This window comes from Mesorhizobium sp. M0909, from assembly GCF_040319515.1.
Taxonomy (GTDB): domain Bacteria; phylum Pseudomonadota; class Alphaproteobacteria; order Rhizobiales; family Rhizobiaceae; genus Mesorhizobium.
Genome location: NZ_JAMYOA010000017.1, coordinates 1 through 21,547, shown reverse-complemented (window position 1 = coordinate 21,547; position 21,547 = coordinate 1). Strand labels below are relative to the sequence as shown.

At 62.2% G+C, this 21,547-nt stretch carries 20 protein-coding genes; 11 read left to right on the top strand and 9 right to left on the bottom strand.

What is annotated here, in order from left to right; genetic code table 11:
• The 4 genes from NKH83_RS23595 to NKH83_RS23580 form a co-directional block, all read right to left on the bottom strand.
• On the bottom strand, positions 1 to 1,182 hold the full coding sequence (locus NKH83_RS23595) for a gluzincin family metallopeptidase (RefSeq protein ID WP_352807805.1): 1,182 nt from the start codon (positions 1,180 to 1,182) through the stop codon (positions 1 to 3).
• Between the two features lie 79 nt (positions 1,183 to 1,261).
• Entirely contained in the window at positions 1,262 to 1,984 is a 723-nt protein-coding gene (locus NKH83_RS23590; protein ID WP_352807804.1) for a TfuA-like protein, read from the bottom strand.
• A gap of 5 nt (positions 1,985 to 1,989) precedes the next feature.
• The gene (locus NKH83_RS23585; RefSeq protein WP_352807803.1) at positions 1,990 to 3,144 is read right to left on the bottom strand and encodes a YcaO-like family protein; all 1,155 of its coding nucleotides are present in this window, start codon (positions 3,142 to 3,144) and stop codon (positions 1,990 to 1,992) included.
• A 19-nt stretch (positions 3,145 to 3,163) separates the two neighbouring features.
• A complete protein-coding gene (locus tag NKH83_RS23580; protein ID WP_352807802.1) occupies positions 3,164 to 6,325 on the bottom strand; it encodes an AAA family ATPase in 3,162 nt (1,053 codons plus the stop codon).
• Between the two features lie 520 nt (positions 6,326 to 6,845).
• Between NKH83_RS23580 and fabI the strand changes: the two genes are divergently transcribed.
• On the top strand, positions 6,846 to 7,664 hold the full coding sequence (gene fabI, locus NKH83_RS23575; RefSeq protein WP_352807801.1) for an enoyl-ACP reductase FabI: 819 nt from the start codon (positions 6,846 to 6,848) through the stop codon (positions 7,662 to 7,664).
• Between the two features lie 31 nt (positions 7,665 to 7,695).
• A complete protein-coding gene (locus NKH83_RS23570) occupies positions 7,696 to 8,283 on the top strand; it encodes a histidine phosphatase family protein (RefSeq protein WP_352807800.1) in 588 nt (195 codons plus the stop codon).
• A 207-nt stretch (positions 8,284 to 8,490) separates the two neighbouring features.
• On the opposite strand, the gene NKH83_RS23565 is transcribed toward NKH83_RS23570, so the two are convergent.
• The 3 genes from NKH83_RS23565 to NKH83_RS23555 all read right to left on the bottom strand — a co-directional run bounded on the left by NKH83_RS23565 (position 8,491) and on the right by NKH83_RS23555 (position 10,516).
• Positions 8,491 to 8,844: a hypothetical protein gene (locus NKH83_RS23565; RefSeq protein ID WP_352807799.1), complete on the bottom strand. Its 354-nt coding sequence runs from the start codon at positions 8,842 to 8,844 to the stop codon at positions 8,491 to 8,493.
• 167 nt (positions 8,845 to 9,011) lie between these two features.
• Positions 9,012 to 9,725, bottom strand: coding sequence for a haloacid dehalogenase type II (locus tag NKH83_RS23560; RefSeq protein WP_352807798.1), 714 nt, complete (start codon positions 9,723 to 9,725; stop codon positions 9,012 to 9,014).
• 29 nt (positions 9,726 to 9,754) lie between these two features.
• Entirely contained in the window at positions 9,755 to 10,516 is a 762-nt protein-coding gene (locus NKH83_RS23555) for a class II aldolase/adducin family protein (protein WP_352807797.1), read from the bottom strand.
• 131 nt (positions 10,517 to 10,647) lie between these two features.
• Here NKH83_RS23555 and NKH83_RS23550 point away from each other — a divergent pair, with 131 nt between their 5' ends.
• Positions 10,648 to 11,535, top strand: a complete 888-nt coding sequence (locus NKH83_RS23550; protein ID WP_352807482.1) for a LysR substrate-binding domain-containing protein — start codon at positions 10,648 to 10,650, stop codon at positions 11,533 to 11,535.
• A 165-nt stretch (positions 11,536 to 11,700) separates the two neighbouring features.
• On the opposite strand, the gene NKH83_RS23545 is transcribed toward NKH83_RS23550, so the two are convergent.
• The gene (locus tag NKH83_RS23545) at positions 11,701 to 11,964 is read right to left on the bottom strand and encodes a DUF1344 domain-containing protein (protein ID WP_023716902.1); all 264 of its coding nucleotides are present in this window, start codon (positions 11,962 to 11,964) and stop codon (positions 11,701 to 11,703) included.
• 275 nt (positions 11,965 to 12,239) lie between these two features.
• Between NKH83_RS23545 and aroC the strand changes: the two genes are divergently transcribed.
• Both aroC and ribB read left to right on the top strand, forming a co-directional pair.
• Positions 12,240 to 13,355 carry a chorismate synthase gene (aroC, locus tag NKH83_RS23540; protein WP_352807796.1) on the top strand — a complete coding sequence of 372 codons (1,116 nt, stop codon included), beginning with the start codon at positions 12,240 to 12,242 and terminating at the stop codon, positions 13,353 to 13,355.
• 95 nt (positions 13,356 to 13,450) lie between these two features.
• Positions 13,451 to 14,551 carry a 3,4-dihydroxy-2-butanone-4-phosphate synthase gene (ribB, locus tag NKH83_RS23535; RefSeq protein WP_352807795.1) on the top strand — a complete coding sequence of 367 codons (1,101 nt, stop codon included), beginning with the start codon at positions 13,451 to 13,453 and terminating at the stop codon, positions 14,549 to 14,551.
• Between the two features lie 59 nt (positions 14,552 to 14,610).
• On the opposite strand, the gene NKH83_RS23530 is transcribed toward ribB, so the two are convergent.
• Positions 14,611 to 15,834, bottom strand: a complete 1,224-nt coding sequence (locus NKH83_RS23530) for an MFS transporter (protein ID WP_352807793.1) — start codon at positions 15,832 to 15,834, stop codon at positions 14,611 to 14,613.
• Between the two features lie 118 nt (positions 15,835 to 15,952).
• Here NKH83_RS23530 and NKH83_RS23525 point away from each other — a divergent pair, with 118 nt between their 5' ends.
• The 6 genes from NKH83_RS23525 to dxs all read left to right on the top strand — a co-directional run bounded on the left by NKH83_RS23525 (position 15,953) and on the right by dxs (position 21,221).
• Complete coding sequence (locus NKH83_RS23525; RefSeq protein WP_352807791.1) at positions 15,953 to 16,606, top strand: TetR/AcrR family transcriptional regulator; 654 nt, start codon at positions 15,953 to 15,955, stop codon at positions 16,604 to 16,606.
• Between the two features lie 132 nt (positions 16,607 to 16,738).
• Complete coding sequence (locus NKH83_RS23520; RefSeq protein WP_352807789.1) at positions 16,739 to 17,665, top strand: histone deacetylase family protein; 927 nt, start codon at positions 16,739 to 16,741, stop codon at positions 17,663 to 17,665.
• 3 nt (positions 17,666 to 17,668) lie between these two features.
• Positions 17,669 to 17,920 carry an exodeoxyribonuclease VII small subunit gene (locus NKH83_RS23515; protein WP_031211056.1) on the top strand — a complete coding sequence of 84 codons (252 nt, stop codon included), beginning with the start codon at positions 17,669 to 17,671 and terminating at the stop codon, positions 17,918 to 17,920.
• 109 nt (positions 17,921 to 18,029) lie between these two features.
• A complete protein-coding gene (locus tag NKH83_RS23510; protein WP_023716908.1) occupies positions 18,030 to 18,296 on the top strand; it encodes a DUF2277 domain-containing protein in 267 nt (88 codons plus the stop codon).
• Between the two features lie 9 nt (positions 18,297 to 18,305).
• The gene (locus NKH83_RS23505; RefSeq protein ID WP_352804326.1) at positions 18,306 to 19,226 is read left to right on the top strand and encodes a pirin family protein; all 921 of its coding nucleotides are present in this window, start codon (positions 18,306 to 18,308) and stop codon (positions 19,224 to 19,226) included.
• 81 nt (positions 19,227 to 19,307) lie between these two features.
• Complete coding sequence (gene dxs / locus NKH83_RS23500; protein WP_352807787.1) at positions 19,308 to 21,221, top strand: 1-deoxy-D-xylulose-5-phosphate synthase; 1,914 nt, start codon at positions 19,308 to 19,310, stop codon at positions 21,219 to 21,221.
• Positions 21,222 to 21,547: the final 326 nt, after the last annotated feature.

Genomic DNA, 21,547 nt, shown 5'->3' with positions numbered 1-21,547 from the left:
TCATAGAATCTCTCGCCATCTGAAGTTTTCTTCAAACTTTTCCGCAAGCGCGGGCGCCACCCGGTCGCTGACATCGACCAGCGTGGCAGCGGCATTCTCGAAGGTCAGGTCATCTGCATCGAGGCGCGGCCATGCCTGAGCAAGTGCGAGGGCCACTTCGTCCCTTGCTCTGATCAGCATGCTCTTGAACATGAAGGGCCGAGCGCGAAAGGCGCGGGACGTGAAATCTGAGATGCGCTGCATGTCGGACTGGTCGACATCCTTGATATCGATCCCCAGCAGCCGCTCGTCGGCCAACCCCTCGTGCACCAGTGTCGCGTGGTAGACGTCGACGATCGTGTCGAACACAGCTCCCGTGAACGGCCGTGACCTGTCATGGATTTCCGCCGTCACCTCCGACATGCGGCGTGCGTTGCTGGCGAGGCGGATCTGCCTATCGCCAGTCAGTTCGGCAATCCGGTTCAATTCATTGAGAACAAGCAGGTTGCCATCGCAGTGCCGCAGCAGCCGGTCCATGCCGCTGTCGAAAGTCAGGAAGGACAAGAGCGAGACCAGATCCGAGCTGGCTTCGTGGAACGGTCCGAAATCGCCTTGAGTCAGGCCGCCGGCTGGTGTCCCGAACAGCGAAAACAAGATTGCGTGGCCGACCTCATGTGCGATCACATCGAAGTTGAGCGCATAGGGATAGTTGCGTCCGTCGATGCCGCGCTCTCGGCCGAGTTCCAGATAGCCATAGCCCGATTGCGCATTCTCCCAGTCGACGAAGGGGATGATTTCGAGCCGCTCGTACGTCTCGGCGAAATACCAGACAATCGGTTTGCCGAGGTAGCTTTCCCAGATGTCCAGCACGCGGCCGACCGAGGCGAAAGCGTGCGCAGAAAGGAACTGCCGCGAGGTCAGGGAAAGCTGATCGAAATGGCCGTTAAAGCCAGCCTCTGCAGGCGGAAAGATTTCGCCGACAAACGGTGGCAGATAAGGGTAGTCGTAAGGCTCCTTGTCGAGGAGCGGATCGCGAACGTAGATGCGGTGATCTTCCGGGCCGGAGCGGATCAGATCGGGTGGAGTAGAAATCCAAATTGTTTCGGGTGTTCCGTAACCCGAAAGGTGAGGCACCTGCGGGTAGACCAGGAACCGCGTTCCCAGCAACGGATCTTGCGCAACGACACGATCGACCGCGTCCAATTGCTTGGCCCCCTCTGACGCCACCACGCTATCACGGCGCTTACGTTACGTAAACCGTCGGCCGCCAAGAGGTCAGGGCCTATAGCGCCAGCCCCGCATCATCGATATCCTTGGAGAAGGCCGAGGTTAGCTGTAATTCCGGCATGGGGTGTGCTTTTTCAAATGCTTGCTCCCGCAAAAGTTCGAGTGCCCGCAGGGCATCTTGCTTTTTTTGCTGGACGAAAGCCGCGCCGAGCTCCCTGCACAATTTCTCGACGTCGTAGTTGCCGTGGTGCGCATCCCGGACCATCCGTCCCAGGGTGCGCTCGCGAAAGTTGACGGCCTGTGCCGCACCCTCGAGCCTCGCCTGCTGTTCGGGTGAAATCACGCCGCGCCGGCAAGCAGCGCGAAGGGTCCGGCGCAGGTCAATCAGCGCATGCGTCAATTGAGCGAAATTCACCTCGGCCGGTCCATGCAATACCGCTACTGCGTCGTCGGGTGCAAAGGCGAAGCGGCGATACCATCGGTAGATCAGCCCGACGCCTTGCATATGAGGGAACAGCTCGGCTGCTCGAAGGGCACCCATGCTGGCCGCGCCGACGACATGAATGCCGCGGCTGAGGGCCCACAGGATTTCCTTGTGCCGAACCGCCGGCTCGGCCTGAAAACCGCCGTCTATGACAAGGATCGCACTCGGGTCGAAATGCTGCACGGCCGAAACGATCGAGCCTTGCACGGCCGGGGGAAGGCATACCGCATCGACGACCTTCAACGCGTCGGCATGGGACACGGTAGGGCCGGTGAAGACGAGTTTCGGGCGCATAGTCTTTACCCCTGCAAGAGCGGCTGCAAGGCAGGGATGACGATCCTGACAACCGACAGGGCGTCGAGTGGTTGCGTTCCCACCCGGATTAGGTGAACCGCATCGAACCCTCTCTCTTCGAGAATTGCCAAAAGGACCGACAGCCCGTCCGACGCCGTGTTGAACTTCTGCTCGGCGAGCGCGCGGAAATCCACGCTGCGCGGGCCATCGCGGAGGAGCCGGCGATGCGCTGCGATCATCTGCCGATCGGGGTATTTCGGATAGAACGCACGCGTCAGGTCATCGCGCGCGCCCGAGATCGCCGCCAGACGGGCCTGGGCCGCTTCGTAGATGGCGTGCGCCGCCGCGCTGGCGGGACTGAAACCGGCAGCCGAACCATCAGCCGGATGATCCAAAAGGACCGTTTCCGTCGGTTCGTCTTCCAGCAGATGGCACCACACCACCGGTATGCCCAACGGCGACAAGGCTTGCCAAAGGCCGACCAGCACGTTCTTGGCCGCCAAAGTTTCCAGGAGATCGCGGAGCGACGGATCATCGATCGTCTCGGGATCGATGCGTTGACGGTGGAAAAACCCGTGGGTCCGGTATGCCGTGGCGATCGCGTCGCGTTCGATACATTCAAGAATGCCATGAACGATGGCATCCGGCTCCTCGAAGCCTGCGGCCAAACCGCTCGTTGATGCCGCGAAAATGCCATCATGGGGCAGTGGCGGCAACACATAGGCGGTGTGCACGAGCTCGAACGGGACCAGGTCGCGGCTGCAGGTAAGAAGATTGTCGGCGGCTACCCACGCCGTCTCCCTGCCGCGCCATCCGGGCGCGGTGCCCCCCTGGAGATGCCTTTCGAAACGATCGGGCGGGATGCCCAATTGATCGGCGCAGCCGACGACCGTGTCGAAATTCGCCACCTGCTCTGCAAAGAAGCTCTCTGCCGATTCCAGCATGGCCGATATCGCGGCTTGCGCCAGGGTGGCGCCCTTGCCTTGCGCGACCGCGTTGGAGAGCGAGAAAGGTCTTGTCACCTGCACGACCGGGATGCCGATCTGGTCGAGCCCTGTAATGTCGGCGATCCGCGTGATGCCCAGGCCTTCGCGCATCTTCATCAGCCTCGCCAGCGCCTCGTCGGGCGGCGGACCCAGGCGTTCATATCGCTCCAGCATCGCGGATGCTCTTGCAGGGCTAGTGCCGAACGGCCGATTCGGGATTGACGATCAGCGCGGCGCCCGGCTCGAGAGCGGATTTCGCACGTTCGACCCGATCGCGATAGCGCGACGACAGTTCAGGTGACAGGCCTGATGATTGAAGGGTCTCGTATGTACTGACGAGGAAAGGCACAGCGCTTTGCTCCGCGGCTATGGCGATGCTCTTTTCGAGCGCAGCGATTACGTCCGCCTCCGCATCGCCCTGAAGAAGAAGTAGCTCCGCCCTTCGCCGATAGAGCTCTGCCAGCCAGAAGCGGCTGCCGCCGGCCTCGGCCTGGGCCACGGCCGAGCCCAGCAGCGCGAGCGCCTCATCGACCTCGGCAGTTCGTGTCAAAAGCTCTGCCAGCATGCCGCTATAGACCGGTTCGTCCTCAGGCGTCTGGAACTCGCCATGGAGGCCAAGGCCTTGCCGCATTTTTTCCCTGCCGCTCTCGACCTGGCCGGCGTTGCCGTCGCACCAGCCTTCGAAGATTTGCGCTGCGGCGGCGAGGGCGGGCATATAATGGCGCTCCGTCAAGTGGCGCAGATCCGCTATCACGCTTCGCAGCATCGAAAAATCGCGGCGATAGCAATGCAACATCGCCTCGTTGAGGTAGGCATGCGCGATGCTGCCGGCATGTCCGGTTTGCTGCGCCCAGCTCCTAGCTTCCGACATCGAATGGATCGCGCTTGCCGGCTTTCCGACGAACCACAGTGACAAGGCGCGGTGGGCGAGCCCGCAGACCCTCGCGTCATGCCCGCCGAACAACGCAGCATTGGCTTTGCCCTGGCCGTGCTCATAGAGCGACAGTCCGGCGTCGACGGCCGCGATGCAGCGGTCGTGGCGGCCAAGATTGAAGTCGATTGCCCACACGCAATGCCTGGCCTGGAGTTGCACTTCGGCATCCTCGACATCCCTGAGATCGCTGAGCACGACTTCCGCGCGCTCGCCGTCCATGACGGTATCCGTGAACCACCAGCCCCAGTAGATCGGGAACCACTTGGCCCGCTCGGCCACCGGCCGGCGCCGGGCGATCACCACGCCGTCCTCGTACAATTTGCGGGCGGGCGCCGAGTTCGGACCTTCGACAGCGGTCAGGATGGGACCGAGCACGATCATTGCCGATAGCCGCAGCGCGTCTCGCGTGTCGGCTGCCGCAACGCGCTCGCAGAGCGCCAATGCATGCTCGAGTATCTGCCTCGCTTCCGCCATTGCCGAGCGGGACGAGCTTTCCGTGCCTGCGATCACGAACTGAGCGATCGCGTCCTCCAGAAGGCCTGCGCGCTCGGCGTGCTCGGCAACTTCGGCGGTGCCCAGCCACCCGGCCAGGTTTCGGTTGCGGCTCACCGCGGCAAACAGGCGGCGATGCAAGGCTTGCCGTCTCTTGCGCAGCGTTGCGTTGTAGATCGTCTCCTGAATAAGCGCATGGCGCACGCCATAGACTGGAACGCCGGAAGGCCGCACGCGGATCAGGAACCCGGCCTCGCTCAGCGAGTCCAGCGCGTTTGCGATGATTTCGTCGTCGAGCTCCGGCAACAGAGCGCGCAGCAATTCCTGATTGAAACGATTGCCCGCAACGGCCGCGGCGCGCGCAACTTCGCGTGCCGGCCCCAGCGTTTCGAGCCTGGCCTCGATCACGCTTTCGAACACCGAGGCATGACTGCGCGTCGCGGTCCGCGCCAGCCGATCCGTTGCCGAGGCCGCGTTCTCGGTCATCCACTGGCAGATTTCTTCGATGAACAGCGGGACGCCTCCGGTCACGCGTTCCACCACGTCGAGCAATTCCGGGGAAGTTGACGGCTTGCCTTGCGGCCACATGGCCGCGATCGCCAGCCGGGTTTGCTCGCGGTTGAGCGGCTTTAGCGAGATATGCCTTGGATTCGATGCCGCCAGCCAGCTCCCGGATTCAGGGCGCGTGGTCGCGATGACAAGCGCCCGGAAGTGACGGGCCGACTGTGCAAGCTCAGCCAACAATTGTCTCGACGTCAGGTCGATCCAATGGATGTCCTCGACCACCAGGACGATCGGTCCGCTGGCGCACAGGGCTTCGAGCGAGTGGCGAACCGCCCAATTGGCTTTCGCGCGCATCGCCTCGGCGTCGATTTCCTTGAGCATCGGATCGGCTCCCGCAGCGCCGAGCAGGAACGAGAAGATGTCGATGATTTCGGGATCGCGGACGTCATGATCGCGGAATACTTCCGCCACGGCGGCAGCGCTTAGCTGTCCTTCGTTGCCGGCGAGATCGCCGCGTACGCTCTGGAGCAGCGGATGCAGCGCCGAGCGCAACCCGCCGGGCGTGCACTGGAAGAGCAGCAGTTTCGCGCGCTGGTGACGCGTGCGCCGGCGCACTTCGTGAAGAATGCGCGACTTGCCGATCCCGGCCTCGCCCTCGATCACCACCACGCCGCCGTTTCCTGCAACGGCACTGTCCCATGCTTCGGCGATCGTGGCGAGCTCGGCCTCGCGATCGACGAGCGGACTGCTCAGCCGCCCGAATGCGAAGAAGCGGTCGACCTCGCGCTTGTGACTCAGCGCGCGCCAGACCAGCTCCGGCTCGGCAAACCCCTTGATCGTATGGGTGCCCCTAAAGCTGAACACATGCGACCGTCGCGCCAGGTTGCGCGTCGCGTCCGAGACCACCACCGTATCCGGCTGCGCGATGGCCTGGAGCCGCGTGGCCATCGCGAAGGCAGGGCCGGTGACATTGTCACGACCGGTCTCGGCGTCACCCTTGTGGATCAGGGTCATCGATGTCGCGATTCCGACCCGGACATGCAAATCGGCGCGGCCTTGGTCCGAACCGACGCGCCTGCAGGCGTCGATGATTTCGAGCCCGGCCCGGATCGCCAGCGATGCCGCGTCCTTGGCGTCTATTTCGGCAGGAAACAAAGCAAGGCCGCCATCGCCGACCTCGACTTGGACGGCACCCGAGCACGACGCGACCGCCTGTCTCGCCGCCCGCTGGAAGGCTGATATCAGTTCCTCGAACTCTTCGATGTCGAGGATGGCAAGAAGGTCGGTCGATCCGACCAGGTCGTAGCAGAGCGCGGTCAGGATCCGGCGCTCATGCCGGGCTTCGGACGCATTGTTGCCGTTGCCGCCCAGAAAACCTGTCGACACCGACGCCGCGGGCGCCGCGACCGAACTCTTCTCCGACATGCTGCGATTTCCTCGCCGAGCGCAGTGACGGCAATATTAGCAAATTGCGATGCTGTTCACAAAACGCTTGATTGGTGGGCACGGCAGGAAAAAGCTGATGCTGGAATCATTATGGAGATATGCTCAGGGCGCAAACTCCCCGTGGCGTTGACACCAGCTGTGACCGCTTTTGGTGGCGGCCGGGATGACTTCGATGACCGAGATGAGGCGCAAAGCGGTCGCCAACGGCCAAACCATGAAGTCGGCTCGGGTCATGAGCGTGACTTCGGCCACTGGCCAACGAACTTCCGCCAAAGGGTCATCTTCCGCCGTGCCACACCAATACCAGTGTCGGATTTTTCCACTGGCCCACCAGTCCAAGGTCAAAGCGCTACAGCGTCCTTTGCGCGCCCAAAAGGACGCGCGGCTCTGTAGACCAGCGGCTTTGTCCCCCGAACTGTCCGCTTTGAACGCTTGAAGGGGCACTGTGGCTGTGCGATAGGCACTCCACAAAGCAGAGAACCTTGCGGAGAGCGCTGACATGGCGGGTGAACGGGGCCTTATGGCCGGCAAGCGCGGCCTTATCCTTGGCATCGCCAACAATCGCTCGATCGCTTACGGCATCGCCAAGGCCTGTGTCGATCACGGCGCCGAGATCGCGCTGACCTATCAGGGCGAGGCGTTCAAGAAACGTGTCGAGCCGCTTGCGGCGGAACTGGGCGCGCATGTCGCGGGCCATTGCGATGTGACCGACCCGGCCAGCCTCGATGCGGTGTTCGCCGATATCGCCAGCCATTGGGGCAAGCTCGATTTCCTCGTCCACGCTATCGCCTTTTCCGACAAGGACGAGCTGACCGGCCGCTATGTCGAGACGACGCGCGATAATTTCCTGCGCACCATGGATATTTCGGTCTATTCCTTCACGACCATTGCCAAACGTGCCGAGGCGCTGATGACCGACGGCGGCTCGCTGCTGACGCTGACCTATTACGGCGCGGAAAAGGTGATGCCGCACTACAACGTCATGGGTGTCGCCAAGGCGGCACTCGAAGCCAGCGTGCGCTATCTGGCCGTCGATCTCGGCGCCAAGAAGATCCGTGTCAACGCGATCTCCGCCGGCCCGATCAAGACGCTTGCCGCATCCGGCATCGGCGATTTCCGCTATATTCTGAAATGGAACGAATACAATTCGCCGTTGAAGGAGACGGTCACGCAGGAGGAGGTTGGCGATTCCGGCGTCTATTTCCTGTCCGACCTTTCGCGTGGCGTCACCGGCGAGATACATCATGTCGATTCCGGCTATCATGTCGTCGGCATGAAGGCGGTCGACGCGCCGGATATTTCGACGGTCAAGGACTGACGCCACCGCCTGACCTCCTCCGGAAGACCTGATGTACCCGCTCGTCTATATCGTGCGCCACGGCCAGACGGCGTGGAACGCCGAGGCCCGGCTGCAGGGGCAGGCCGATACCGACCTCGACGAGCTTGGCCGCGAGCAGGCTAGCCGCAACGGGCGCAGGCTGGCCGAACTCATCGACAAGCCCGAAGATTTCGACTTTGTCGCCAGCCCGATGCGGCGCACGCGTGAGACGATGGAGCGCCTGCGCGCGGCGATGAAGCTCGATCCGCACGCCTATCGTACCGAGCCGCTGCTCGTGGAATTGAGCTTTGGCGACTGGCAGGGTTTCACCTTTGCCGAACTCGAGGCGAATAATCCTGGTTCGACCAGGCGCCGCCGGCTCGACAAATGGAATTTCCAGCCGCCCGGCGAAGGCGCCGAAAGCTATCAGATGCTGCTCGAACGGGTGAAGCCGTGGTTCGAGGCGCTCGATCGCCAGACGGTCTGCGTGACCCATGGTGGCGTCATGCGCGTAATGTTCCGCTTGGTACTGGGGATGCCCGAACAAGATGCGGTCAGCATGGACGTGCCGCAGGACCGCGTGCTCAGACTGGACGGCCGGCGCCTGGAGTGGCTTTGAGCGGTCAAACTCTTAACGATCAGCCCCTTCTCAGGCATTGAAGGCAAGTCGGAACGATGCAAGGTGACCCGACCTCCAGATGGCGAGCCGCGAACAGCCGCTTTGCGCCGCATATCAGCCGCTCAGCATCCCCTCGCCATTGCCTGAAAGCGGACATCGTCGACAGCGAAGTTCCGTTCGAGGGTACGCAAGGAGCGGCACTCGGTCTCAACTAATCGGGCGACTGCTGCCAGTTGGATTGCCTTGGCCCGTTCCATTTGCCGCTGGCCGCCAGGCCCAGCAGAGTTTCACGGCATAGGCATCGACCGTCAGCGATTCAGCTGGCAAGTACATTCTGTCATTTTGCGGCATCAAGCTCGGCGGGAAAGAGCGAATATCCAGACCGCAGCTTGCCCCGACGTCACTCCCGTCTGCAGAGAGAAGCCTCCAGCTGTAAGCCTGGTAGCCCAACACCAGGTTCGTAAGGCGGAACACCTCAAGCGCGCCTCCGAACGACAGAATATCGAAGTCCGGTACCAGATAAAAAACTACATCTCGGGGTACGGTGTTTAAGTTGGCCACAGTTTCCCCTGGCATTTAAATCAGTTGGCCTTTTCCAAGCTCGACATAGATGCCGGAAGTGTCGCTGGCAGCATCCGGTGTCCGCTGCGGCGGTAACAGGACTGGCTCGTCGAACGATCGATGGGCTTCAGCCGGGACAGCCAACTTGGAGGACGCATGCTGGGTGGCTATTGGAGCATGTCGGCGAGTTCGAGCAGGTTCTTCGCTTTGTAGTCCCAGCCGTCCTGTGCCTTCTGGTTACCTACCTTGGATGGGTCTTCAGCATTGGCGCGAACGATGTAGGCGGTCTTCAATCCGCAACGACGGGCCGCTTCCAGGTCGTAGTCATGCGCCGCCACCAGCATGGCATTCTCCGGCTGGACCTCGAGCAACTCGCAGGCCCGCAGGTAGACCTGCGGCATGGGCTTGTAAGCCTGAGACATATCGGCGCCAACGATAAAATCCCACGGCAGATTATTGAATTTCGACACGTTCACCAGAAGCCGGGCGTGTCCATCGGACAGCGGAGCGATTATGAAACGCGACTTTAACCGAGAAAGACCTTCGCCCAGGTCCGGCCAGGGCTTCAGGCGGTGCCAAGACAGATTGAGGTCTTCAAGTTCCTCCGGTGGCAATGATGCGGAGGACAAGCCGAATTCCTCGAGGCTGGCAACGAGATTTTCTCTGTTTACCTGATCGAGGGAAACGAATGATCGCTCACCTGCCCGGATCGGGTCGACCGAAGCGTCGTAGCGTCCTACCCACGCGTCGGCAAAACGAGCAGGGTCTATGCGGCCAAGGTTGTGGCGTTTCAGAAACTCTCCGACCTCGGCCGTGATGCTGCCACGCCAGTCGACCATCGTTCCCAGGACGTCAAAGAACAGAACTTCAATATTACGCACGTTTTCTCCTTACGCCGTGAAGTCCAGGGCTAGCCGCGATATGAAGGGTCGTTTCTGTCCAATTGCCGCTTCAAGTAGTCGAAGTGCGCGAATGCCTGGTCATTGTAGGGAAGCCAGCCATCGGCTGTCTTCTGGGCGAGGTCGTCGGACATGACATTCAGAGGCTGGCCAGTTGAATATGCGAGCACAAGGATCTTGGCCGCGCGCTCTGCGAAATAGAGGTCTTCAAAAGCCTCGGCGACTGTTCGGCCCGTGACCGTGACACCATGGTTGCCCATGATGATGACGCTCTTGTTGCCGAAAGCAGCCGCCAAGCGTTGCCCTTCGGCGGCATCGTCAGCAATACCGCCGAAGCCGAGATCAAAGCCGAGCTTGCCAAAGAAACGGGCCGTGTTCTGGTCGACAGGCTTCATGTCAGGATCTTTCAGGCTGGCTAGCGCCGTCGTATACGGCGGATGGCAATGCAGCATAACCCTGACTTCCGGGCGCGCGCCGTGCACGGAACCGTGGATCGTCCACGCTGAAGGATCTGGAGCGTCAGGCCGAGTCATCACCTCGCTGTCGCCAGCGTTAAGAACCAAGAGATCGCTCGCCCGAATCTCCCCGAAGTGCCGCCAGCGTGGGTTCATGAGAAATTTCTTCCCGTCAGCGGAAAGTGCGGCACTGAAATGATTTCCCACCGATTCATGCCAATCGAACTGAGCTGCCAGACGAAAGGCTGCAGCAAGATCGACCCGGAGCGACTGTGTTTCTTCCGCAGTCAGTTCGGAGGGATGGGGATGGGCGTTCATGAACTCGCTCTGGTTAAGATGTGCTTATATTGTAACTGTGGATCGGCCCTCGCTAGTTGCGATAATTGCGTTATTTGATTAGGTCTGGAAGATCTGAAAGTCTAATCTGACATAAGCAAGGGATTATGATATTGCGTCGACATCTCCCTCCTCTCCGGCTTCTGACAGCCTTTGAAACCGTGGTTCGTGCCGGCGGTGTCCAGAGCGCGGCGGCGGAGTTGAATGTCACGCAGCCCGCCGTCAGCCAAGCGCTTCGGAATCTCGAGGACTACATCGGCACGAAGCTGCTTGATCGACGGATGCGTCCTTCTGCGTTGACAGACGCAGGCCAGGTTCTGCTTCACGCAGTTTCGGACGGAATGGACCGGATCGAGAGCGCAATCGGAAAAATTAGAGCACTAGAGCGAAGCGAGCAGAACGTCGTTACGATCGCTTGCACCGTCTGCACTGGCACATATTGGCTAATGCCACGTTTGGCGACGTTCTACGCTCGACACCCCGACATTATTGTCCGGGTTGTACCAACATCCGGCAGCCCGCAGTTTACGCCCGAAGCCGACCTGGTGATTCGCTATGGGGCGGGCGACTGGCTTGATGGCAAATGCGAACCGCTGTTCGATGAGCGCTTGATCCCAGTCTGTAGCCCGAAGGCCGTTGAACGGCTCGGCTCTGGCAATTTCGGGCAAGCTACCCTCCTCCACGTTAATGCCGACGAGGAATTTTCGCCCGGCTGGGACGAATATTTCGACGCGGTCGGTCTACCGCATGACCGGGAAGGAGATCTCTCATTTGACAACCACGTTCAGGCAACTCAGGCTGCGCTAGCAGGGATGGGAGTGATGCTCGGATGGATTGCGAACACCGGTGACCTTGTCCGGGAAGAGCGGTTGGTGATCTTCCGTAATCAGTCCATCATCCCCGGTGGCGCCTACTACTTAATGAGCCCGTTGCAGAGCCCGAGCAAGCCCGCGTCCGAACTATTGGCGTCTCACCTGCGGACTTGCGTGGCCGCCTCGTAAATACGGTCATGAGCTGAATGGCTGCTTCGCCAACTAGATGCTCGAAAGATGCCAGTCCGCTCCCGGCTCATTTCAGCCGTTCAGTGACAAGCTTTCCCATGCCGTTCAGGGCGCTATGTGCTCGTTTCCACCCGCCGGCTTCGGGATGGATCGGCCGGAAAGACTCTACTCGGTCGATCCGGTGTCCGGCAGTTCCATATCGGTGACGACATTCTCGCCATTCGTCACGTCATAGGCGAGGACGATGTCCATGCCTGGCTTCAGCGCATCGAGGTCGGTTTCGGCGTTCAGCTTGTAGGACTTGCCGTCGTCCAGCGTCAGCGTCAGTGCATCCTTGTCGACCTTCTTGATCAGGCCTTCGGTCTGGCCGGCGAAGGCGGCGGTGGAGATCAACAGCGTGGCGGCAACAGCGCCAATCAGGATACGCATCATCGTCCTCTTTAATCATTGCCGGTACAGCGGCTAGGTCCAACGGAACGGAACTGAGCAGAAACCAATCGAATGTGTCAAAACTAAATCCGCCGGATCACAGTTTGACCACTGTGGAAAACGCCAATAGAAGGCAGGCGACAGCGCCGCGCGTCCTCCTAGACGCGCAAGGAACGCTGTAGCACTTTTGATTTTGTGCATGATCCTTTCCGAAAATCGCTCCGATTTTCGGGGTTATGCGCTAGGCCGGCTCCGACGCCGGCAGGGCTGGTTCCATGTCGCACAACACGTTCGGCCATCTTTTCCGCGTCACCACCTGGGGCGAAAGCCACGGGCCAGCGCTGGGCTGCGTCGTCGACGGCTGTCCGCCAGGCATCCGCTTCACTCGCGACGAGATCCAGGCCGAACTCGACAAGCGCCGCCCCGGCCAGTCACGTTTTGTGACGCAACGTCGCGAACCGGATGAGGTGAAGGTCCTGTCCGGCTTCATCCTCGATGAGGACGGCGAGACGATGATCACCACCGGCACGCCGGTGTCGATGCTGATCGAGAATGTCGACCAGCGCTCCAAGGATTATGGCGACATCGCCCGCCAGTTCCGGCCGGGCCATGCCGATTACACTTACGAGGTCAAATACGGCCTGCGCGACTACCGCGGCGGCGGCCGCTCCTCGGCGCGTGAGACGGCGGCGCGGGTGGCGGCCGGAGCGCTTGCCCGCAAGGTCGTGCCCGGCATGGTGGTGCGCGGCGCGCTGGTGTCGATGGGCGATAAATCGATCGATCGCGCCAATTGGAACTGGAATTTCGTCGGCGACGCCGAAAACCCGTTCTTCACGCCTGATCCGGCGTCCGTCGCCGTCTTCACCAAATATCTGGACGGCATCCGCAAGGCGGGCTCCTCGGTCGGTGCGGTCATCGAGATCGTCGCCGACGGCGTTCCGGCGGGGCTTGGCGCGCCGATCTATGCCAAGCTCGACCAGGACATCGCCGCCGGCCTGATGTCGATCAACGCCGTCAAGGGTGTCGAGATCGGCAACGGTTTCGAGGCCGCCCGCATCACCGGCGAGGAGAATGCCGATGAGATGCGCATGGGCAATGACGGCAAGCCGGTCTTCCTGTCCAACAATGCCGGCGGCATCCTCGGCGGCATCTCGACCGGCCAGGCGATCGTCGCGCGTTTCGCCGTCAAGCCGACCTCGTCGATCCTGACGCCGCGAAAGTCGATCGACAAGGACGGTAACGACGTCGAGATTATGACCAAGGGCCGGCACGATCCATGCGTCGGCATCCGCGCCGTACCGATCGGCGAGGCGATGGTTGCCTGCGCCATTGCCGATCATTATCTGCGTCATCGGGGACAAACGGGAAGGGAGTTGGGAGTAGGGGAGTAGCGAGCAGGTTACGCAGCTCCCACGACAGCATTTTTCCTTTTCTCTACTCCCGTACTGCCCTACTCCCCTATTCCCTGCGAGCGAAGCGAGCACTTATGCCTTACGACCAGAAGAAGATCGTCGAAGCCCTGCGCGCCTTCGAGCGCGGCGAGATCGTCGTCGTTATGGACGATGACGGCCGCGAGAACGAGGGCGACCTGATCGTAGCCGCCGTCCATTGCACGCCGGAAAAGATGGCGTTCATCGTTCGCAACACGTCGGGTATCGTCTGCACGCCGATGCCGCGCGAGGAAGCCAAGCGGCTCAACCTGTCGCCGATGGTCGCCGACAATGATTCGGCCCACACCACCGCCTTCACCGTCAGCGTCGATTTTAAGCACGGCACCACGACGGGCATTTCAGCGGACGACCGCACACTGACGGTGCGCAATCTCGCCAACGGCAATGTCGGCGCGTCCGATTTCGTCCGGCCCGGTCACATCTTTCCGCTGATCGCACGCGAAGGCGGCGTGCTGATGCGTTCGGGCCATACCGAGGCCGCTGTCGACCTCTGCAAGCTCGCCGGCCTGCCGCCGGTCGGCGTCATTTCCGAGCTGGTCAACGATGACGGCACCGTCATGCGTGGCCCGCAGGTGCAGGCCTTCGCCGAAAAGCACGGGTTGAAGCAGATCTCGGTTGCCGACCTCATCGCCTACCGGCAGCGCAAGGAAACGCTGGTCGAGCGTGTCGCCTGTTCCGACATTGAGACGACAGGCGGCAAGGCACAGGTCTTCACCTACACGCTGCCCTGGGATTCGATGCATCATGTAGCGATCGTCTTCGGCGACATCCGCGACGGCGAGGAGGTGCCGGTGCGCCTTCATTCCGAGGACGTGGTCAGCGACGTGTTCGGCACCAGCCACAGACTGGACGCCATCATGAAGACGATGGGCGAGCGTAAGCGCGGCGTCATCGTCTATCTGCGCGAAGGCTCGGTCGGCGTCGCCCATCAGGAGCGCAAGCGCCCGGCTGCCGGCGACCGCGAGGATCACGAAGAGGCTCGCCGCCGCGAAAACGAATGGCGCGAGATCGGCCTCGGCGCGCAAATCCTCAAGGATCTCGGCATTTCCTCGATAAATCTGATCGCCTCGCGCGAGCGCCATTATGTCGGCCTCGAAGGTTTTGGCATCCACATCGCCAAGACCGAGATTCTTTAGGCCATTCTCACGGTGCTGGTATGCGTCCGGCCCCCGCTCGGGGCCGGACGCACCGGAAACTATTCCGCAGCGACCGCGGCTGCGTCGCATGCAGCCATGTCGCAGTCCGGCGCGGCAAGGCTGCGCTGGCCGGCGAGCACGATGGCTAGCGCGATGCTGCCCGATGCCACCGAGACCCAGAACCCGTTCTGCGCGCCGAAAGCGTCCACCACCCAGCCGGCGGCGAAGGAGCCGAGCGCCATGCCGATGCCGATGCCGGTCATCACCCAGGTGACGCCCTCGGTCAGCACCGCCTCCGGCACGCGCCGCTCGATCAGCCCGAATGCCGTGATGAAGGTCGGCGAGATTGCCACGCCGCTGACAAAGACGGCCAGTGCCAGCAGCGGCACGGTGTCGGCGACGAGCAGCGGCAGCGTGGTGAGCGCAATGATGGCGACTGCGATGGCAAGCTGAATCTGCAGCGGCACTTTCAGGTTCAGGGCGCCGATGACGATGCCGACGACGAACGATCCGAGCGCGTAGACGCCGATGACGAAGCTGGCGGCGCCCGGCTGGCCAAGCTCCTTGGTGATCGCCACGGTGCTCACCTCCGTGGTGGCGAAGGTCGCGCCGATGAAGATCAGGGCCAAGGTGATGATCTGGACCGGCCGCAGGCGGATTGCCGAGCCGCCCGAACCGTGTTCCACCGGTCGCGCTCGCGGTTCGGTCGAGCGCTGCAGGATGAAGGCCGTCGAACCGAAGGCCAGGAACAATGTGCTCGCGAGCACTCCCGCTTCCGGGAAAAGCGCGACACTCAGTCCGACCGACAGCGATGCGCCGGCGATGTAGACCAGTTCGTCCGCCGCCGACTCGAAGGCGAACGCCGTGTTCAACTCGGGGCGGTTGCGAAAAATCTCGGTCCAGCGTGCGCGCACCATTGCCGGGATGCTGGGCATCACGGCGGCGAGCAGCGCCGAGACGAATAGCGTCCATATCGGCCAATGCTGATTGGCCGCTGCAATCAGGATCGCGAAAGCGAGCGTGGAAATCATGGTGGTCGGCACCACAACCCGCGTCTGGCCGAGGCGGTCCACCAGTCGCGATACCTGCGGGGCGACGAAAGCGTTCGCCAGCGCATATGTCGCGGAAACGGCACCGGCCAGCCAGTATTCGCCATCGGTCTGCGACAGCATTGCGACGATCCCGATCGGAGCCATGGCCATCGGCAGCCGGGCAACGAAGCCGGCGGCAGCAAAGCCCTTGGCGCCCGGCGCGCGAAAGATCTGGGAATAGGGATTTTGCATGGTCTGGCTCCTCGACAACGGCCGGTTCGGCGATTACATACGTAGCGTATGAGTTTAAATAGATCATACGCGGCGTATGTCAATTGGCATACGAAGCGTATGTTAATAGGGCCAGAGCATGCACAGACCGCGCAAGGAGATGATTGCCGAAACCCGCGCAAAGCTGATCGGGGCGGCGCGCCAGGCCTTCGGCATGCTCGGCTATGCCGAAGCCTCGATGGATGACTTCACGGCATCGGCCGGGCTGACGCGCGGTGCGCTCTATCATCACTTCGGCGACAAGAAGGGCCTGCTCCAGGCGGTTATCGCCGAGATCGACGCCGAAATGGCAGCCCGGCTGAAGGTCGTTTCGGCCAAGCCGGACAATCTCTGGCAGGGCTTTGTCGACGAATGCACCGCCTATATCGAGATGGCGCTGGAGCCGGAGATCCAGCGTATCGTGCTTCGCGACGGGCCGGCGGTGCTCGGCGATCCATCGCAATGGCCAAGCCAGAGCACATGCATCCGCTCGATGACAGAGAGCCTGCAAAGACTGAGCGACGAGGGGACAATTCTCGCCGTCGATCCCGAGGCCGCGGCAAGGCTGGTCAGCGGCGCCTCGCTGCATGCGGCGCAGTGGATCGCAAATTCGAACGATCCCGAAGCGACGTCGAAGAAGGCAGTGAAGGCGTTCAAGGTTCTTTTGGAAGGGCTGCTCAATCGCACCGGCAGGCTGCATCAACCTGATCGACCGTCAGCGATGCAGCCCGAGGTTGACCGATCACCGGCCTGAGGTCATCTTTTCGCCACTCCCAGGCGGCTCGCGGTGGGCTCAGCCGACGCCGGTTGCCTAAACCCTGTTGAACATCGCGTCACCAGCGCGCGAAAACATGGCCAAACCGGGAAGGCGCGCCTATATCGGGGCATGGTCACGAGACTTTACACCCATCCGATTTTCCTCGAGCACATAACACCGCCCGGTCATCCGGAGCGGCCGGACCGTGTGCGCGCCATAGAGCGTGTGCTTGACGACGAGGCCTTCGCGGCGCTCGATCGCGTCCAGGCGCCTGAAGGCGACGAGGCAACCATCCTCTACGCGCATCCGCCCGAATTCGTCGAACGTGTCCGCGCAGCGATACCGGACACCGGCATCGCCCGTATCGACGCCGATACCACCGCCAGCCCGAAGAGCTGGCAGGCGGCCGTGACCGCGATCGGCGCTGCCAACGCCGCGGTCGACGACGTCTTCACCGGCCGTGCCGAGAACGTCTTCGTCGCCGCTCGGCCGCCCGGCCATCATGCCGAAAAGACCACCTCCATGGGTTTTTGCCTGTTCAACACCGCGGCGATCGCGGCACGCTACGCGCAGAAGAACCATGGCGCCGGCCGCGTTGCCGTCGTCGACTGGGATGTGCACCACGGCAACGGCACGCAGGACATCTTCTGGGACGATCCGTCGGTGCTCTATTGCTCGACACACCAGATGCCGCTTTACCCGGGAACCGGGGCTGCGAGCGAAACCGGCGCCGGCAACATCGTCAACGCGCCGCTGGCGCCGCAGAGCGGCAGCGATGTTTTCCGTGACGCCTTTCTGTCACGCATCCTGCCGGCGCTCGACAATTTTGCGCCCGATCTCATCATCATCTCCGCCGGCTTCGACGCCCACCACCGCGATCCGCTGGCCGAGATCAACCTGACCGAGGATGATTTCGACTGGGCGACCGGCCAGTTGCTCGAACGAGCCGGGCGCCATAGCCGCAACCGGCTCGTCAGCGTTCTCGAGGGCGGCTACGATCTGCAGGGATTGGCATTTTCGGTCGCCGCCCATGTCGGGCGGCTGATGAAGGGATAAATGATGGCTGGTGAGACCAACGAGGACGTCAAGGCGATGAGCTTCGAGCAGGCGCTCGAGGCGCTGGAACGGATCGTCGACGATCTGGAGCGCGGCGACGTGCCGCTCGACCAGTCGATCCGCATTTACGAGCGCGGCGAGGCGCTGAAGGCGCATTGCGACCGGCTGCTGAAAGCGGCCGAGGACAAGGTCGAGAAAATCAGGCTGTCGCGTGACGGCAAGCCGGTGGGGACAGAGCCGCTGGATGCGGACTGAGGCGCGGCCTCGAACGACGATTGTGCTTACCGGCTTTGGACATCATCACGATTGAGGGTAAAACTCATCCCGTTTGAAACGGCTCCAGGACGAGAGGAGATTGCGAACGATGTGCAGAAACATCAAAACCCTGTTCAATTTCGATCCGCCGGCAACCAATGACGAGGTCCGCGATGCTGCACTTCAGTTTGTCCGCAAGCTGAGCGGAACGACACGGCCGTCGAAACAGAACCAGCATGCGTTCGACCATGCCGTCGAGGCCATTGCCGCCTCGGCGCGTGAATTGCTCGACAGCCTCGAGACGACGCAGCATCCGCGCAATCGCGAAGAGGTGGCGGCCAAGGCGAAGGCCAAATCTGCACTTCGCTTCGCCTGAGGGGACCGCGTGAGCTTCTTTCCCGGAAACGATCCGCAGATGGGCGATGCCTTCGCCAGCGATCAGATCGAACTGATGGTCATTCCGAATGCCAAGGACATCGGCGGATTTCAGGTTCGCCGCGCCTTGCCGACGGCCAGGCGCCGGCTGGTCGGACCCTTCATCTTCTTCGACCGCATGGGTCCAGCCGTTCTGCGGGCCGGCCAGGCGCTCGACGTGCGCCCGCATCCGCATATCGGTCTGTCGACGGTGACTTACCTGTTCGACGGCAAGATCAGGCACCGCGATTCGCTCGGCACCGAGATGGTGATCCAGCCCGGCGACGTGAATTTAATGACCGCCGGCCGCGGCATCGTCCATTCGGAGCGCACGCCGGAAGAACTGCGCGGCTTGCCGATGTCGGTTTCCGGCCTGCAGACATGGCTGGCGCTGCCGGACGGCAAGGAAGAGGTAGCGCCGGTCTTCGAAAACACCGCGGCCCTGCGCCTGCCCGAAATCGATGCAGAGGGTGTCAGCGGCCGTATCGTCATCGGTGCATTGTCCGGGCTGCGCTCCCCGGTCGCCACCGCTTCGGACACGCTATATGCCGATCTCAGGCTGGCGCCGGGTGCCAGCGTGAAGATCCCGGCCGATGCCGAGGAGCGCGCCATCTATACGCTGGAAGGCGAGGTTTCGATATCCGGTGACCGCTTCCCGGCCGAGCGGCTGCTGGTTTTCCGGCCCGGCGATGAGATCGTTGTTTCATCGGATCGCGGCGCCCATTTCATGCTGTTTGGCGGCGCTTCCCTCGGTTCGAAACGTTATATCTGGTGGAATTTCGTATCGTCCTCAAAGGAACGCATCGAGCAGGCGAAAGAAGAATGGAAGACGGGCCGCTTCGATATCGTTCCTGGAGACGAGCAAGAGTTCATCCCGCTGCCCGAAAGCTGATGCGCGTTACCGCCACATTTACATTCGCCGGCCAGCGGCATATTTCACGATGAACAGAAAATCTGACCAGGCTCGCAAACAGTGAACGCAAAGCCCGATACGCCGCTTCTCGACAAGGTCCGCGTCCCAGCCGATTTGCGCACGCTTGCCGAAGGCGACCTGCCGCAGCTGGCGTCAGAGCTTCGCGCCGAACTGATCGACGTCGTTTCCCACACCGGCGGCCATCTCGGCGCCGGCCTCGGCGTGGTCGAACTGACTGTCGCGCTGCACTACGTCTTCAACACGCCGGACGACCGGCTGATCTGGGACGTCGGCCACCAGGCCTATCCGCACAAGATCCTGACCGGCCGCCGCGACCGCATCCGCACGCTGCGGCAGGAGGGCGGCCTGTCCGGCTTCACGCGTCGCGTCGAGAGCGAATACGATCCGTTCGGCGCAGCCCACTCCTCAACCTCGATTTCAGCCGGCCTCGGCATGGCGATGGCGCGCGATCTGTCCGATGGCCGCAACAATGTCATTGCCGTCATCGGCGACGGCGCCATGTCGGCCGGCATGGCCTACGAGGCGATGAACAATGCCGGCGCACTCGATGCCCGGCTGATCGTCATCTTGAACGACAACGACATGTCGATCGCTCCGCCGACCGGTGCGATGAGCGCCTATCTGGCGCGGCTCGCCTCAGGCAAGACCTATCTTGGGTTGCGCGATTTCGGCAAGAAGCTGACGTCCTATCTCGGCGAGCGCGCGGATCGCGCCATCAAGCGCGCGGTCGAGCACGCGCGCGGTTACGTCACCGGCGGCACGCTGTTCGAGGAGATGGGTTTCTACCACATCGGTCCGATCGACGGTCACAACCTCGAGCACCTGATCCCGGTGCTGAAGAACGTCCGCGACAATGCCGACGGCCCGGTGCTGATCCATGTCGTGACCCAGAAGGGCAAGGGCTACGCCCCGGCCGAGGCGGCGGCCGACAAATATCATGGCGTCAACAAATTCGACGTCATCACCGGCGCTCAGGCCAAGGCGCCCGCCAATGCGCCGAGCTATACGAAGGTGTTTGCCGAAAGTCTGATCCAGGAGGCCCGAGAGGACGACCGCATCGTCGCCATCACCGCCGCCATGCCGAACGGCACCGGGCTTGACCTGTTCGGCGAAGCGTTTCCGGCGAGGACCTTCGATGTCGGCATTGCCGAGCAGCATGCGGTGACCTTCGCCGCCGGCCTTGCCACGGAAGGCTTCAAGCCTTTCGCCGCGATCTACTCGACCTTTCTCCAGCGCGCCTACGACCAGGTCGTTCACGACGTGGCGATCCAGAAATTGCCGGTGCGCTTTCCGATCGACCGCGCCGGCTTCGTCGGCGCCGATGGTGCCACCCATTGCGGCGCCTTCGACACGACGTTCCTGGCGACGCTGCCCGGTTTCGTCGTCATGGCCGCGGCCGATGAGGCCGAGCTGCGCCACATGGTACGCACCGCTGCAAGCTTCGATGACGGCCCGATCGCCTTCCGCTACCCGCGCGGCAACGGCGTTGGCGTCGAGATGCCGCAACGCGGCTCGGTATTGGAGATCGGCAAGGGCCGGATCGTCAGGGAAGGCACCAAGGTTGCGCTGCTTTCCTTCGGCACCAGGCTGCAGGATTGCCTTGCCGCGGCCGAGGAGCTTGGCGCGGCCGGGCTTTCGACCACGGTCGCCGATGCCCGTTTTGCCAAGCCGCTGGACGAGGACCTGATCCGGCGGCTGGCCCGTTCGCACGAGATCCTGGTCACGGTGGAAGAGGGCGCGGTCGGCGGCTTCGCCAGCCATGTGCTGCAGTTCCTGGCCCATGAAGGGCTGCTGGAGAGCGGCTTGAAGGTGCGCCCACTCGTGCTGCCCGACGCGTTCGTCGACCATGCCAAGCCGGAAAAGATGTATGCCGATGCCGGGCTGGACAGCGCCGGCATCGTGCGCACAGTGTTCGTGGCGTTGGGGCATACCGCACAGGCCCAGCGCGCCTAGTTTTAGACGCATTTCCCGCGACGCCGAAGCGATTCAACTTGGCTGCAAGATGCCGGTCTGAATCAAAATCTCAACTGCTTGAATCAAATTGCCGGCGAACAGTCGTAACGTGCTGTTTACGCTGCTGTTTCCGGCCGCGCACGCAGGTGTCCGGCGACAGCAGCGACGGTCTGCGCCGGCCGTCGAACGGCGGGTTTCGCGGAAGATATTCTAAAGCATGATCCCGAAGAGACTCTAGAAACTAGAGTCTTTCACGTTTTGACGGAAGCGTAGCCGGCGTTTGCGAAGTAGTTGTTGCATTCGGTTGCCTCGATCGTTTCAACGAG

Coding starts and splice junctions, on each gene's coding strand:
- NKH83_RS23555 (WP_352807797.1), bottom strand. CDS start 10,516: ATGAACGCCCATCCCCATCCCTCCGAACTGACTGCGGAAGAAACACAG.
- NKH83_RS23590 (WP_352807804.1), bottom strand. CDS start 1,984: ATGCGCCCGAAACTCGTCTTCACCGGCCCTACCGTGTCCCATGCCGAC.
- NKH83_RS23515 (WP_031211056.1), top strand. CDS start 17,669: ATGGCTGGTGAGACCAACGAGGACGTCAAGGCGATGAGCTTCGAGCAG.
- NKH83_RS23525 (WP_352807791.1), top strand. CDS start 15,953: ATGCACAGACCGCGCAAGGAGATGATTGCCGAAACCCGCGCAAAGCTG.
- NKH83_RS23520 (WP_352807789.1), top strand. CDS start 16,739: ATGGTCACGAGACTTTACACCCATCCGATTTTCCTCGAGCACATAACA.
- NKH83_RS23530 (WP_352807793.1), bottom strand. CDS start 15,834: ATGCAAAATCCCTATTCCCAGATCTTTCGCGCGCCGGGCGCCAAGGGC.
- NKH83_RS23570 (WP_352807800.1), top strand. CDS start 7,696: ATGTACCCGCTCGTCTATATCGTGCGCCACGGCCAGACGGCGTGGAAC.
- NKH83_RS23585 (WP_352807803.1), bottom strand. CDS start 3,144: ATGCTGGAGCGATATGAACGCCTGGGTCCGCCGCCCGACGAGGCGCTG.
- aroC (WP_352807796.1), top strand. CDS start 12,240: ATGTCGCACAACACGTTCGGCCATCTTTTCCGCGTCACCACCTGGGGC.
- NKH83_RS23510 (WP_023716908.1), top strand. CDS start 18,030: ATGTGCAGAAACATCAAAACCCTGTTCAATTTCGATCCGCCGGCAACC.
- NKH83_RS23545 (WP_023716902.1), bottom strand. CDS start 11,964: ATGCGTATCCTGATTGGCGCTGTTGCCGCCACGCTGTTGATCTCCACC.
- NKH83_RS23580 (WP_352807802.1), bottom strand. CDS start 6,325: ATGTCGGAGAAGAGTTCGGTCGCGGCGCCCGCGGCGTCGGTGTCGACA.
- fabI (WP_352807801.1), top strand. CDS start 6,846: ATGGCGGGTGAACGGGGCCTTATGGCCGGCAAGCGCGGCCTTATCCTT.
- ribB (WP_352807795.1), top strand. CDS start 13,451: ATGCCTTACGACCAGAAGAAGATCGTCGAAGCCCTGCGCGCCTTCGAG.